Below are 15099 nucleotides of genomic sequence, written 5' to 3'. Positions count from 1 at the left end.
TTCCCCGCCACCTTATCCATATTTTGACGAACGAACCCTACGTTGGGAGAAGATACCTTCCACATTTACTGCATGAAAAGCTCAATGATTCAGGACATAAGCTCTTTTCAGCTGTTAAGATGGTGGTTCCGCATATCGATGTTTCCGTTAGTCTTACAAATGCAAGGAGGGCCGGGAAATTGCGAGACTCCTATGGGAGGGTAGGACATGGTGAGATCCCGCAGGGCTTTAGCCTGAGGAAGCTCACCGTCCGCCCATGGAAAGCGAGTGATTTCCCGGACCTCCAAACGCTCACCACCGTAACGGAAACAGTTTCTCTCGAAACTGAGTCTTCAGGAAAAGGGAGCTTTTCTGTAAGTTGAACTTTCAGATTTGACAAAGCCTTTTAATTAAAAAACTTAATTCCTTTAATGGAAAAATTATGTTACTATACTTAATGTAAAGATTTTTCGACAAACAGGAAATTCGCCTTGCATTAATTGTAGAATATAATCGAAAACCATAGAAAATCAAAGTAAATAGAAGCATTTTAAAAATAATTAAATTTTTCTCACTAAATTAAAAGGAATATCTGCACGATTGTCGAATACATTACTTGGAAGAACAGGCGGAAAATACAAGGAGGAATCAAATAAAGTGGAAAAAATTAAAATTGGTTTGGCTGACGATAATCGTGAATTGATTAAGTTGTTGGAAGAGTATTTTGAGGACATTAAGGATGTAGAAGTTGTCGGCACATCTTATAATGGCAAAGAATGCCTGGAAATGTTAAAAGAGACTACTCCTGATGTACTTGTTTTGGATATTATTATGCCGCATATGGATGGACTTGCTGTATTAAGTCAAATGAAGCAGTTGGAGTTAAAGAAAAAACCAAGCGTCATCATGCTTACAGCTTTCGGACAAGAAGAGGTGACGAAAAAAGCGGTCGATTTAGGAGCATCTTACTTCATGCTGAAGCCGTTTGACCTTGACTCTCTTACGGACCAGATTCGTCAAATTCATGGTTCTAACGATCCGATTAGCAAAGCTATTGGTACAAGTGCGAAGTCTGGACAGAAACCGGACCTTAATACAAGCATCACACATATCATCCATGAAATTGGTGTGCCGGCACATATTAAAGGATACATGTATCTGCGTGAAGCAATTTCAATGGTATACAATGATATTGAATTATTAGGATCGATTACTAAAGTGTTGTATCCGGATATAGCTAAAAAATATCAGACAACTGCATCTCGTGTAGAACGGGCAATCCGTCATGCGATCGAGGTAGCCTGGAACCGTGGCAATGTCGAATCGATTTCTTCTTTGTTTGGATATACCATTTCTAATACAAAAGCTAAGCCGACAAATTCCGAATTCATCGCTATGGTAGCTGACCGCCTGCGCTTGGAACATAAAGCAAGTTAACTATCATAAAAACAGATCTAAATAGCTTCTCTTTTCTCTCGCTTGTTTGTGCGAAGGAAAGAGAGGCTTTTTATTTTGGCTATTTTCGGAAAATATTGAAACAAGTGGCGGGGCAATTTAAACGGTGTGCGGGAATTTTTGCGAAAAATCGTAATAACACAAGAAAAATCAGAATTATTTCTACAAATAATGGAGAAGAGCAAACAACTATGTTACAATTTTAAATTATTAAACACTTTAACATATTAGCAGGGAGATGTAATCATGAAAGTAGTAAAGTTCGGAGGAAGTTCTGTTGCAAATGCAACACAATTAAGAAAAGTGGCGGATATTGTCCTGGATGATCCGCAGCGAAAAGTGGTCGTAGTTTCAGCACCGGGCAAAAGGTTCAGTGACGATGTGAAAATGACCGATCTATTGATTGAGCTTGCAGGAAAAGTGATCAACAATGAAGATTATGAAACAGCTTTGTCAGCCGTAATGGATCGTTTCCGTGAAATCATCCAGGAATTGGAGCTGTCGGAAGATTTGACTGAAACGATTCAAAAGAATATTCAATACATTATTGCTGCTCATGAATCCGCAGAATGGACACTGGACGCACTTAAATCTTGTGGAGAAGATGGTTCTGCACAGATTCTCAGTGCGTATTTACAGTCTAAGGATGTGACAGCTTCCTACGTCAGTCCAAAAGATGCCGGGATTATTGTCAGTGATGAACCAGGACAGGCTCAGGTGCTTGATGAGAGTTTGGAACAGTTGTATAAATTGCATGAACGGGAAGGGATTCTGGTTGTGCCTGGCTTTTTCGGATACAGCAAGGAAGGAAGACTGGTCACATTTCCTCGTGGCGGATCTGATATAACAGGGTCGATTGTGGCAGCCGGAGTAAAAGCTGACTTGTATGAAAACTTTACAGATGTCGATTCCGTATACTGTGTGAATCCGAATATTGTCTCTAATCCTAAACAAATCACCTCTTTGACATATAAAGAAATGCGTGAACTATCCTATGCCGGATTTTCTGTCTTTCATGATGAAGCCCTAATTCCGGCGTTTAAAGCTAAGATACCTGTATGTATTAAGAATACCAATAATCCGCAGGCACCAGGCACAATGATTGTCGCTGAGAATGAAGCCGGCTTTGGAAAGGTGACTGGTATAGCGAGTGATAAAGGTTTCTTGACGCTCTATGTCAGTAAGTATTTGATGAACCGTGAAATCGGTTTTGGTCGTCGACTGTTACAAATTCTTGAAGATGAAAACATCTCATTTGAGCATGCTCCTTCGGGTATAGACGATATGTCTGTGATTTTAAGGGAAGAAGAGCTGCCCGGAGGAAAAGAGGAGCGAATATTAGCTCGTATCCAGCAAGAGTTGAATGTGGACACGGTGTACATTGAACGGAAAATGGCTATGGTAATGCTTGTAGGGGAAGGTATGAATAGTACAATCGGTCTGGCCAGCCAGGCTACCCGCGCTTTTCGTGAAGCAAATGTTAATATTGAAATGATCAACCAGGGTTCTTCAGAGGTCTCGATGATGTTTGGAGTGGATGCTGAGGGTATGGAACGGGTTGTACAGTGTTTGTACCGTGAATTTTTTGAATAAAAAGTAAAATAATACTTTCTCGAGGGTCTTTTAGTGAAGAGGTATCGAGGTAAAAAAGACTGTCCCGGCAAATCTTAGATGACTTTCGGGACAGTTTTATTTTTTAACGACTCAACAATAAGGAAGAGTTTTTTTGGATTTTGATACCTTGGATAAATTTTCTTTTAAAGAATGATAATCGCTTATACCTGTTTCGACAGCGCCTCTTAATAACTGTTCGAATAATTCTGCTGTCATAATCGCATCGTTCAAGGCATGATGACGTTCCATTTGTTCGATATCAAAGTACCTTAATAAAGGGTCCAGCTGATGGCGGATATCAGGCAAGAGCCATTGCGCGAGTAACTGGGAATCAATTACCGGAGGATCGTACTGTGGAAGTTTCCAACGTTTCAACATCGCCTGAAGAAATCGCATATCGAATTTAGCAGGATGAGCTACCAGGATCGAATCCTGACTAAAAAATAAAAACCTTTCAAACCCCTCAATAAACGAACATCCTTTTTGTAATTGTGATCGTGTCAAGCCTGTCAATTCCAATGTATGACGGTGCACCGGCCGGATAGGCCTTATGATCTGGTGGAATTTTTTAATGTTACAGGCTTGCAGTCCTTCCATTTGTATAGCTCCGATTGAGATAATTTCATGACCGATTTCCGGGAGGAAGCCAGTTGTTTCTAAATCGAATATGGTGTATGTTGCTTCCTCCAAAGGCTGATGCAGCAGACCTCTTGCGGATTGATAATTCTCAAGAATTTCGTAAAGTCGGTGATAGCCCTCCATTTTTAAATAAGGCTTGATTTTATAAGCGTATATCGGTTTTTCGAAAAATAAATATTTGATGATTTGCAAATCGATAGGCAGCATCAGACCACCCGATTCCTGTTATAGCTTAATTCAAGGACTTGCTGGAGACGTTTAGCGATGATTAATGCATCACGTAAGATTCTTTTTTCATCTTTTTTTAAATGGGCTAAATTCAACTCATTCGATAAAGGTAAATGATCGTCAAGCTGTCTTAAATTTTCCTGCAGCCGGAACGTGAGTAAGCGATGCAATGCCAGCTTCGCATTTTCAGCATCTCTAGGATGGAATCGTTCCTGCTTTGTGAGAGCTGTCAGTCTTTTGATGGTATTGATATCTTCAATCCCGTATTTGATCGAATAAATACGAATAGCGTTGACTATTTGCATAATAGCAGATTTTTTTAAGTTCAAGCCCCGTTTTTTTCCAACTCCAGTAATCCGTCCAAACGGTTGTATAGGTACCCTGAACCGCAATGTATCCTTCATCAGCAATTGATGCAGGTTTAAAGAACGGCGAATACGTGCCACAACAAATTCTCTCAATTCATAAGCAAGTGAATAATCGCCAAAAATTGGACGGAAGTCCACAAAAATCGTAAAGTCTCTTATTTCTTCTCCATCCATTTTTTCAATCCAATTTTTTACACTTTCATACCATTCTTCTTTTGATTTACGCCACTTTTCCTCTTTTGCCATAATTCCTCCAGTACATAACGGGAATCCACAATCTGCCAGCATGTGGTTGATTTTTTCTCCGAACAATTTGAAATAGTCAACGATTTTTTGAGCGGCAGGCAAGTGCTTGTAATCAGATAGAATCAAACCATTATCCTGATCTGTACTGAAAGCCTGTTCTTTTCTTCCTAAACTTCCCATCACTATAAAACAATAGTTAATCGGGGGTGCACCATAGCCTTCTGCGACCATTTCTTCTTCAGCGATTTGTATGATTTGTTTATGGATCCGCTCATTATAGTTGGATATTAGTTCAGTGATGTCATAAGCGTACATATTTTCTCCGACCAAACTTCCGACAAATTGCTGGAAACGTTTATTATTGGAAGGGGATAAACTTTTCAGCTCATCTATACTTGTTGCATTAGAGATACGATAAGTAAGGTCGAAGTAGACGGAGTTCTGGATTGTAAAGAAAGATGATTGTCTAAGTACCCCTGCAATGGTATCGCGATGTAGTACGGGAATCAACTCTGTAGGATGGTGCTTTAAATAACTTAAGGCATCATAGATGAATGACTGCGAAGCAATTGCAAAAGACTCTTCGGTGGCATAATCTTTCACAGGCTTCTTATGGCCATTTTCAAAATAGGCTTTCAAAATTTCCGAATAGCCCAGCATTCCGATCATCGTTTGACGGTCTTCGCTGACAATCAACGCTTCAACTTTCTCTTCTTGTATTATCCTTGCCGCCTGTTCTACAGATTTTTCAGGGTGAATGAACGTAGGAGGCTCCATAAAAGCATCCGCCCGTTTTTTAAATAGCTCTTTTTCATCGTTATCGTCCGCGGTGGAACTTTTATATTTAATTTCATTATAAAGGGACTTCATCATATTACTAATTTCGTTGACGACGACCTTTGAAAAGTGAGTGTTATTGGACATGACTTCAAAAAATTTAGCCTTATCAAAGCATAGGGTCCTGGTCGCTTCTAATGCCTGGACAGAGAATTTCATCTCCCCGCTGGTTAGCATCATCATGACACCCACAAGGTCGCCAGGATAGAAAAAGTTGACGGACAATTGCTGTCCATTAGAGCGGTGCATGATGTTTTTAGCAAGCCCTGATAAAAGAAATTGTACTTCCACAGAATCTTCCTGCTGATCCTCATGGATGATGAATTCGTTTTTATTATATTCATGGACGGCGGCATTTCCGAAGATGTCGTTAAACTCTTCAGATGTCAATAAGTTGAATGGATATTGTTCTTTGAACATCTCCTGATAACTTTCCATTAAAAAACCCCTAACTTACGAATGTTGGTAATATTAGTATAGCAAACCAGTACGCAGGCATGCTTCTGAGGAGCATTACAATAATATTTTTTCACAAAAAAAGAGCACATACGGCTCTTCTTTAAAATCTTCCATTTGTCTGTTTTCGCTTTTTATCCCGGTGGCGGATGAACCCTCCGATAAACGCGATTCCTCCCAATAAAAATAGGACACCAACAATAAATTGTATCGAAATATGAAAGAAAATTGGGTGTGATATTCCAAATAACGTATCACGTATCAGTTTAATTCCTAATGTCGCAATGATTCCGGGGGTGACCAGGATAAGTAAGGCTATCAATCGCATTGCACTCGAGCTCCCTTTATATAAAAATATTTATAAAAAACTAAGATACTTAGTCAGCTGCGCAATTTTTGTCAATGTTTATTAAGTATAGCAAACAAGCCGATTTATGAAAACTTATTAAAACTTGCTAATATATGCAGGTTGAATTATGATGAAGGTACGCAAAAACTTGCAGGAAGTGGTACAGTGAAACGAGTACTAATTGTAGGTGCCGGCAAAGGCGGTACGGCATTATTGAAGTTATTAAATGCGACCAACCGAATGGAAATTGTAGCCATAGTAGATATTAACCAGCAAGCGGAAGGGTTAAGGCTGGCTGCTGATTTTGGAATAGCTACAGGTTCGGCTTGGAAGGAATGGATACATAAACAAATCGATATTGTAATTGAAGCAACGGGAGATGAAAAAACTTTCGAATCTATTCTCTCTGCCAGAAGAGGGAAGACAGTGGTCATCCCGGGTTCAGTTGCTTATATCACTTCTGAACTTTTGGAAGAAAAAGAGACGTTATTGAATGAATTGAAAACACAAACGGTTAATCAGGAATTAATCCTGAACAGTATCCATGATGGAATGATTGTCATTGATGAGCAGGAAAAAGTTACATTCATGAACCGAAGTGCAGCGAAAATTTTAGGGATGGACAAGAAAGAAGCGTTAAATCGCAATGTGAATCAAATTATCACCTCAACCAGACTTCCACAGATAATGAAAACCCGCAGGAAGGAAGTTAATCAGAAGCTTATACTGGAGAATGGTAAAAAAGTGATTACCACACGGATCCCTATCATTAATTCGGCTAATGATGTTATGGGTGCGTTCGCTGTTTTCAAAGATATTACCGAAGTGGTCAATTTAGCGGAAGAGATAACCGATTTAAAAGAAGTAAAAACGATGCTTGAAGCGATTATCCAATCTTCTGATGAAGCGATAACTGTGGTGGATGAGAATGGGAATGGTTTAATGATCAACCCGGCCTACACTAGAATTACAGGGCTGACGGAGAAAGATATCGTTGGCAAACCCGCAACAGTAGATATTTATGAAGGCGAAAGTATGCACATGAAAGTGTTGAAGACGAGAAGGCCTGTGCGCGGGGTCAGGATGAAAGTCGGGCCTGCTAAAAAGGATGTCATCGTTAATGTTGCCCCTGTGATTGTTGATGGAAAACTGAAGGGTAGTGTAGGTGTCCTTCATGATGTGACAGAAATCAAGTCGCTGACAAGTGAATTGAAACGGGCCAGGCAGATCATCCGAAAATTAGAGGCGAAATACACATTTGATGATATCATCGGTACTTCTCAAGAAATGACACTAGCTTTAGAACAAGCTAAAGTGGGTGCAAAAACCCCTGCAACCGTGCTATTAAGAGGGGAATCGGGCACCGGAAAAGAACTTTTTGCACATGCCATCCATAATGAGAGCGGACGACGACATAATAAGTTCATCCGGGTCAACTGTGCTGCTATTGCTGAATCCCTATTGGAGAGTGAGTTGTTCGGGTATGAAGAGGGAGCTTTTTCAGGAGCGAAACAAGGCGGGAAAAAGGGGCTGTTTGAAGAAGCGAATAACGGCAGTATCTTCTTAGATGAAATTGGAGAACTTACGTTACAAATGCAAGCCAAGCTGCTTCGCGTACTTCAGGAAAAAGAGATAGTCCGTGTCGGGGGAACGAAGCCGGTGCCGGTAGACGTCAGAATCATTGCTGCTACACATGTCAATTTGGAAAAAGCAATCATGAATAAAAGTTTCCGCGAAGACCTTTATTACCGGCTTAACCGTCTTCCTATTTATATTCCGCCTTTAAGAGAAAGGATGGAAGATATTCCTTTATTGATCGACCACCTGATTCAAAAATTGAATGAAAATTATGGGCGAAATGTAAAGCGGGTCGAAGATAGGGCTTTAGAGAAATTGAAAAGTTATCATTGGCCTGGAAATGTAAGGGAATTGGAAAATATCATTGGAAGAGCGATGATTTATATGGAAAACTTTGAGGAAGTAATTCGCCTTGCGCATATTCCTCCGTTGAAGCACGCAGTTCCAAAAATAGATAAAACCAGGGAAGAGGACCAGTCATGGCTTGGTGAAACGCTTCAAGTTGCAGTCGATGCTTATGAACGGAAGCTGCTTGCTGAGGCTTATCAAGCGCATAATTACAATAAAACCCAGACGGCAAAAGCGCTGGGCATCTCCATTCGTAATCTCTATTATAAGTTGGATAAATATAATTTGGACAAAAATAGCATGCAATAATTTTCATACATGCCAATTATTGCAGGGTGATGACCTTGGCTAAAAAGCGATTACAAAGACATAATTAAGTTGGCATGGTATTTGCATGTAGAAATAGTGAAGAGGTGAGATTTTGCGCACACTAGGAACATTGATAGAAAAACTTGATAACTCGGAACTTAAGACCGTGTCCGTAGCTCAAGCGGCAGATCTGGAAGTGTTGAAAGCTGTGAAAAGCGCTATACAACGTAATCTTTGCCGTTTTTTGCTAGTAGGAGAAGAAAAAGAGATTGAACGGGTATCTCATGAGGCAGGTTTGGATCTGCATCATCCCTCCATTGAAATAAAATCGACAAAGAAGGATGAGGCAGCTATCCATGCTGTCAGGGCTGTCAGAGCCGGGGAAGCTCATGTAGTTATGAAAGGAAACCTTTCTACTAAAGAAATCTTAAAGGCGGTCCTCCATAAAGAATACGGTTTGCGGGCAGGTAATGTATTATCCCATACCGCTCTCTTCGAAATTCCCAATCAGGATCGGCTGATATTTTTGACAGATGCCGCCATGAATATAGCTCCTTCCCTTGAAGAAAAAGGACAGATCATTGAGAATACAGTTTCTGTGGCGAGGAGTTTAGGAGTAGAGCTGCCAAAAGTCGCTGTATTAGCTGCAGTCGAAGTAGTCAATCCTGCGATGCCCGCTACAATGGATGCTGCGATGCTTACACAGATGAATAGGAGAGGTCAGCTCAAGCATTGCCAGGTGGATGGTCCGCTTGCCTTTGATAACGCTGTCAGTAAGACCGCTGCAGAACAAAAAGGAATCGACTCACCGGTAGCAGGGGAAGCAGACATACTGGTCGTTCCCGCAATCGAGGTAGCTAATGCATTATATAAGTCATTCATGTACTTTGCAGAAGCGAAGGTAGCCGGTATCATCAGCGGTGCTGCTGCACCGATTGTTCTCACCTCTCGCGCTGATTCAGCCGAGAGTAAAATATATTCACTCGCTCTGGCTTTATTATCATCTGACAAACAATAGGAGGAATACAGGATGAAAATTTTCAATTACATGAAGGAATACGATTATGAGCAATTAGTATTTTGCCAGGATGAAACTTCAGGTTTAAAGGCAATCATCGCTATCCATGATACAACGTTAGGTCCAGCCCTTGGCGGGACAAGAATGTGGACGTATGAAACAGAAGGTGAAGCTATCGAGGATGCATTGCGTCTGGCTAAAGGGATGACCTACAAAAATGCGGCTGCCGGCTTGAATCTTGGGGGTGGAAAAACTGTTATTATCGGAGATCCAAAGAAAGATAAAAATGAAGAGCTTTTCCGCGCGTTCGGTCGTTATATACAGGGGTTGAATGGTCGTTATATTACAGCAGAAGATGTAGGAACCACGGTACAGGACATGGATTTGATCCATGAGGAGACGGATTATGTAACTGGTATTTCACCAGCCTTCGGTTCTTCCGGAAACCCTTCTCCTGTAACTGCTTACGGAGTTTATCGCGGGATGAAAGCAGCTGCTAAAGAAGGCTTCGGTTCCGATTCCCTTGAAGGGAAAACAGTTGCTGTACAGGGTATAGGTAATGTGGCTTATAACTTGTGCAGTCACCTGCATGAAGAAGGAGCTAATTTGATTGTCACAGATATCAATAAAGAAGCAGTCCAGCGGGCAGTGAATGATTTTGGAGCTAAAGCAGTGGACACGAATGAAATTTATGGTGTAGATTGTGATATTTATGCACCATGTGCGCTTGGAGCTACAATCAATGATGAAACAATTCCCCAATTAAAGGCGAAAGTTATTGCCGGAGCAGCTAATAACCAGCTGAAAGATACAACTCATGGAGATATCCTTCACGAAAAAGGGATTGTCTATACACCGGACTATGTCATTAACGCCGGGGGAGTAATCAATGTAGCTGATGAATTGAACGGGTATAATAAAGAGCGCGCTATGAAACGGGTGGAAACAATTTACGATAACGTCGCAAAAGTGTTTGAAATTTCCAGGCGCGATAATATTCCTACTTATGCAGCTGCTGACAGAATGGCTGAGGAACGTATTCAGCGTATGCGTCATTCTCGCAGCCAGTTTTTACAAAATGGCCATCACATTCTTAGCAGAAGATAAACAGCAACGGTTGAACGGAGGTTTAAGTCAGTGCAGCAAACTCACAGAATTCTAGTAATCAATCCAGGTTCGACATCTACGAAGATCGGTGTGTTTGATGAGGAAGATTGTATTTTTGAAAAAACTATCCGCCATACTTCCGAAGAAGTGGCGGGTTATTCACGAATCATCGATCAGTTTGAGTTTCGTAAGCACGTCATATTGAATGAGCTGGATGAAGAAGGAATCAATATCAGTAAACTTAGTGCCGTTTGTGGACGTGGCGGGCTGCTGCGTCCGATTGAAGGGGGCACTTACGAAGTCAATGATGCGATGCTCGAGGATTTGAAAGCAGGTTATAACGGAGAACATGCTTCTAACTTAGGCGGGATCATCGCCAATGAAATTGCCCAGGGATTGAACATCCCAGCGTTTATTGTAGATCCGGTAGTGGTGGATGAATTGCAGGAGATAGCACGTGTTTCTGGTGTTCCGGAAATACCAAGAAAAAGCATCTTCCACGCATTGAATCAAAAGGCTGTGGCAAGAAGGGCCGCAAATGATCTTAAACAATCCTATAAGGCTTCCAGGCTGATCGTTACCCATATGGGCGGGGGGATTACGGTAGGCGCTCATAAAAATGGTCGAGTGGTAGATGTGAACAACGGTCTGCACGGGGATGGACCTTTTTCGCCTGAACGTGCAGGAACGGTACCTGCGGGCGACCTTGTATCCTTATGTTTTTCCGGGCAGTATTACCGCGATGAAATCATGAAGAAGCTAGTCGGTAAAGGCGGCCTGGTGGCTTATCTGGAGAGCAATGATGCTGTAGAAATAGAAAATCGCATTGAACAAGGCGATAGGAAAGCGGCGCTTATCTATGATGCAATGGCTTATCAAATCGCTAAAGAAATAGGTTCAATGAGCGCGGTTTTAGAAGGTAAAGTAGATGCTATCGTCTTGACCGGGGGTCTGGCGTACGGGAAAGAGTTCGTTAAACAAATTTCAGAGCGTGTGAAATGGATTGCTGATATTCTGGTCTATCCAGGCGAAAATGAACTGGAGGCTCTCAATGAAGGAACATTGCGTGTCCTTCACCAGGAAGAGCTGCCAAAACAGTATCCTAATTTCACAGAATAGAAAGGAGAGTTTTGTATGGCTCATGATTATGATTTAGTTGTGCTTGGCGGAGGTACTGGAGGGTATGTAGCGGCTATTCGAGCATCTCAACTGGGTATGAAAGTAGCGGTGGTTGAGAAAGGGAAGATGGGCGGTACTTGTCTTCACAAAGGATGCATCCCTTCTAAGGCGCTGTTAAGAAGTGCAGAAGTGTATCGTCAGACAAAAGAAGCTGATAAGTACGGAATCACTGCGGTGCAGCCGACAATTAACTTCGATCGTGTCCAGGAACGTAAGCAGTCGATTGTTGATACCTTACATAAAGGTGTAGAAGGCTTGATGAAAAAGGGGAAAATCGATATCTTTGAAGGTTTTGGACGGATACTGGGTCCATCGATTTTTTCTCCTATGCCAGGCACCATTTCTGTGGAGATGAACAATGGGGAAGAAAATGAGATGCTTATCCCTAAAAATGTTTTGATTGCCACTGGGTCCAAACCAAAAACACTACCAGGTCTGGAGGTTGATGGAGAATACATCATGACCTCGGATGAAGCATTAGAAATGAAAGAACTGCCGGAATCTATCATAATTGTAGGCGGTGGAGTCATTGGTATCGAATGGGCTTCTATGCTTGCGGATTTGGGGGTAGATGTAACAGTCATTGAGTACCTTCCTCAAATTTTACCGACAGAAGATCAAGAGGTAGCTAAGGAAATGCAGCGTTTGATGAAAAAGAAAGGTATTAAAGTAGTAACTGGTGCCAAAGTGCTTCCAGAAACCTTGAAAAAGGATGGCAAGGTAGAAATCCAGGCGGAAGTAAAAGAAAAACAAGAGACGTATCAAGCGGATAAATTATTGGTTTCCGTCGGTCGTTCAGCTAATGTAACGAATATCGGCTTAGAAAATACAGACATTAAAGTCGAAAATGGCTTCATTGAAACGAATGATTATTACCAGACTAAAGAGAGTCATATCTATGCAATTGGTGATGTCATCGGAGGATTGCAGCTTGCCCATGTAGCTTCCCATGAAGGGATGATAGCTGTCGAGCATATGGCGGATAATAATCCGCACAAATTGAAAGCAGAAGACATTCCGACATGTATTTATTCCAACCCTGAGATTGCGAGTGTTGGTTTGACCGAACAGCAGGCGAAAGAAGCTGGTTATGAAGTGAAGAAAGGCAAGATCTCTTTCAAAGCGATTGGTAAGGCATTGGTATTTGGAGAGTCGGACGGATTTGTCAAAATAATCGCCGACAAACAGACGGACGACTTGTTAGGAGTCCATATGATCGGACCGCATGTAACGGATATGATTTCCGAAGCAGGCCTTGCCAAGGTGCTCGATGCGACACCGTGGGAAATTGCCGAATCCATTCACCCTCATCCGACTTTATCAGAAGCAATTGGGGAAGCGGCGATGGCTGTAGATGGAAAACAGATTCACGGATAATGCAAAGGAGGGATTATGATGGCTGAAAATCGCCATGAAAAACTTGGATTGACTGATGATCAAGTATTAGAGATGTACCGGATCATGCTGACTGCGAGAAAAGTTGATGAAAGAATGTGGCTGTTGAATCGTGCAGGGAAAATTCCATTCGTCATTTCCTGTCAGGGACAGGAAGCTGCACAAGTGGGAGCGGCATTTGCGCTGGATCGGGATAAGGATTATGTACTTCCTTATTATCGGGATATGGGGGTTGTGATTGCTTTTGGTATGACAGTCAAAGAACTGATGCTTTCAGGGTTTGCTAAAGCTGAAGACCCGAACTCAGGGAGCCGTCAGATGCCTGGCCACTTTGGGCAAAAGAAAAACAGAATCGTTACAGGTTCTTCTCCAGTTACGACACAGGTGCCTCACGCAGTAGGAATTGCCCTTGCAGGTAAAATGGAGAAAAAAGACTTTGTCTCTTTAGTTACATTTGGTGAAGGCTCATCTAACCAGGGTGATTTTCATGAGGGCGCCAACTTTGCAGGTGTCCATAAGCTGCCAGTTATCTTTATGGTAGAAAACAATAAGTACGCCATATCTATTCCAGTGGAACGGCAGCTTGCCTGCGAAAAAGTTTCTGATCGTGCAATTGGATATGGTATGCCGGGATATACTGTCGATGGCAATGATCCTCTCGAAGTCTTCGAAGTTGTTAAACAAGCGGCAGAACGAGGACGTAACGGAGAAGGCCCAACACTGATTGAAGCAGTTTCTTATCGCTTGACTGCACACTCCAGTGACGATGACGATCGTACTTACCGTGAAAAAGAAGAAGTTGATGAAGCTCGGAAAAAAGATTCCATCATTACATTTGGCAACTATCTTCGCAGCCTGGATATCTTAACAGAAGATATTGAGAAACAAATGAATAAAGAGATCACGGATTTGGTCAATGAAGCGACTGATTATGCAGAAAATGCGCCGTATGCTGATCCGGAATCTGCTTTGAAATACGTATATGAAGAGTAAGGAGGGGAATGACAATGCCAGTAATTTCTTATATACAAGCTGTAACACAAGCATTACGTGAAGAAATGCAGCGTGATGAAAAAGTGTTTGTTCTAGGAGAAGACGTCGGAAAACGTGGCGGTGTGTTCCGTGCTACAGATGGTCTGTATGATGAATTTGGATCGGACCGTGTTTTGGATACGCCACTTGCAGAATCAGCAATCGCTGGTGTGGGTATCGGAGCTGCGATGTACGGGATGCGTCCGGTAGCTGAAATGCAGTTTGCAGACTTCATCATGCCGGCGGTCAACCAGATCATTTCTGAAGCTGCAAAAATACGCTACAGGTCCAATAATGACTGGAGCTGTCCAATAACCATCCGGGCACCATATGGCGGGGGCGTTCATGGCGCATTGTATCATTCTCAATCTGTTGAAGCTGTGTTTGCCAATCAGCCAGGGTTGAAAATTGTTATGCCGTCTACTCCATATGATGTCAAGGGGCTGTTGAAAGCAGCAGTTCGTGATCCGGATCCGGTACTGTTTTTTGAACATAAACGTGCTTATCGCCTTATTAAAGGAGAAGTTCCTGAGGAGGATTACACACTGCCGATTGGGAAAGCGGATGTAAAGCGTGAAGGCTCAGACATTACCGTGATTACATACGGGTTAGCTGTCCATTTCGCTTTGCAGGCAGCAGATAAGTTGGCTGAAGAGGGAATCGATACACATATCCTCGACTTGCGCACGGTTTATCCATTGGACCGGGAAGCAATCATCGAAGCCGCATCAAAAACCGGTAAAGTACTCCTTGTATCAGAAGATAATAAAGAAGGCGGGATCATCAGTGAGGTTTCTGCCATCATTAGTGAAAACTGCCTATTTGATCTTGATGCGCCAGTACAGCGTCTGGCAGGACCGGATGTGCCAGCGATGCCATATTCACCGACTATGGAAAAATATTTTATGATTAATCCTGATAAAGTTGAAAAAGCCATGAGAGAGCTTGCTGAATTTTAATCC

At 42.0% G+C, this 15099-nt stretch carries 12 protein-coding genes; 9 read left to right on the top strand and 3 right to left on the bottom strand.

All coding sequences use genetic code 11. The features are described 5' to 3' along the window. Positions 1 to 636 precede the first annotated feature (636 nt). Both spo0A and P855_RS0108400 read left to right on the top strand, forming a co-directional pair. Positions 637 to 1416, top strand: coding sequence for a sporulation transcription factor Spo0A (gene spo0A / locus P855_RS0108405; RefSeq protein WP_028783156.1), 780 nt, complete (start codon positions 637 to 639; stop codon positions 1414 to 1416). Between the two features lie 264 nt (positions 1417 to 1680). Then, on the top strand, positions 1681 to 3027 hold the full coding sequence (locus P855_RS0108400; RefSeq protein WP_028783155.1) for an aspartate kinase: 1347 nt from the start codon (positions 1681 to 1683) through the stop codon (positions 3025 to 3027). A 111-nt stretch (positions 3028 to 3138) separates the two neighbouring features. Here the strand turns inward: P855_RS0108400 and P855_RS20695 are convergent, their stop codons facing one another. The 3 genes from P855_RS20695 to P855_RS0108385 all read right to left on the bottom strand — a co-directional run bounded on the left by P855_RS20695 (position 3139) and on the right by P855_RS0108385 (position 6150). Further along, positions 3139 to 3894, bottom strand: a complete 756-nt coding sequence (locus P855_RS20695) for a PolC-type DNA polymerase III (RefSeq protein WP_084315645.1) — start codon at positions 3892 to 3894, stop codon at positions 3139 to 3141. Then, positions 3894 to 5804: a DUF294 nucleotidyltransferase-like domain-containing protein gene (locus P855_RS0108390; protein WP_028783154.1), complete on the bottom strand. Its 1911-nt coding sequence runs from the start codon at positions 5802 to 5804 to the stop codon at positions 3894 to 3896. Before P855_RS0108390 ends, P855_RS20695 begins: the two co-directional genes overlap by 1 nt. A 121-nt stretch (positions 5805 to 5925) precedes the next feature. Then, positions 5926 to 6150: a DUF2627 domain-containing protein gene (locus tag P855_RS0108385; RefSeq protein WP_037985729.1), complete on the bottom strand. Its 225-nt coding sequence runs from the start codon at positions 6148 to 6150 to the stop codon at positions 5926 to 5928. Positions 6151 to 6336: 186 nt separating this feature from the next. On the opposite strand from P855_RS0108385, the gene P855_RS0108380 reads away from it, so the two are divergent. The 7 genes from P855_RS0108380 to P855_RS0108350 all read left to right on the top strand — a co-directional run bounded on the left by P855_RS0108380 (position 6337) and on the right by P855_RS0108350 (position 15096). Continuing rightward, positions 6337 to 8406, top strand: coding sequence for a sigma-54-dependent Fis family transcriptional regulator (locus tag P855_RS0108380; protein ID WP_028783152.1), 2070 nt, complete (start codon positions 6337 to 6339; stop codon positions 8404 to 8406). Between the two features lie 112 nt (positions 8407 to 8518). Then, the gene (yqiS, locus tag P855_RS0108375; RefSeq protein WP_028783151.1) at positions 8519 to 9424 is read left to right on the top strand and encodes a phosphate butyryltransferase; all 906 of its coding nucleotides are present in this window, start codon (positions 8519 to 8521) and stop codon (positions 9422 to 9424) included. A gap of 12 nt (positions 9425 to 9436) precedes the next feature. Next, positions 9437 to 10531, top strand: coding sequence for a branched-chain amino acid dehydrogenase (gene bcd, locus P855_RS0108370; protein WP_028783150.1), 1095 nt, complete (start codon positions 9437 to 9439; stop codon positions 10529 to 10531). Between the two features lie 30 nt (positions 10532 to 10561). Continuing rightward, the gene (gene buk / locus P855_RS0108365; RefSeq protein WP_028783149.1) at positions 10562 to 11650 is read left to right on the top strand and encodes a butyrate kinase; all 1089 of its coding nucleotides are present in this window, start codon (positions 10562 to 10564) and stop codon (positions 11648 to 11650) included. A gap of 15 nt (positions 11651 to 11665) precedes the next feature. Further along, positions 11666 to 13087, top strand: coding sequence for a dihydrolipoyl dehydrogenase (lpdA, locus tag P855_RS0108360; protein WP_028783148.1), 1422 nt, complete (start codon positions 11666 to 11668; stop codon positions 13085 to 13087). Between the two features lie 18 nt (positions 13088 to 13105). Beyond that, positions 13106 to 14098: a thiamine pyrophosphate-dependent dehydrogenase E1 component subunit alpha gene (locus tag P855_RS0108355; protein ID WP_028783147.1), complete on the top strand. Its 993-nt coding sequence runs from the start codon at positions 13106 to 13108 to the stop codon at positions 14096 to 14098. A gap of 14 nt (positions 14099 to 14112) precedes the next feature. Further along, on the top strand, positions 14113 to 15096 hold the full coding sequence (locus P855_RS0108350; protein WP_028783146.1) for an alpha-ketoacid dehydrogenase subunit beta: 984 nt from the start codon (positions 14113 to 14115) through the stop codon (positions 15094 to 15096). The last annotated feature ends 3 nt before the right edge of the window (positions 15097 to 15099 follow it).

It is taken from the genome of Thalassobacillus devorans MSP14 (assembly GCF_000496835.1).
In the GTDB taxonomy this organism is placed as follows: Bacteria; Bacillota; Bacilli; order Bacillales; family Halobacillaceae; genus Thalassobacillus; species Thalassobacillus devorans_B.
The sequence above is the reverse complement of the archived record's forward strand: the minus strand, read 5'-3'. Positions and strand labels throughout refer to the sequence as shown.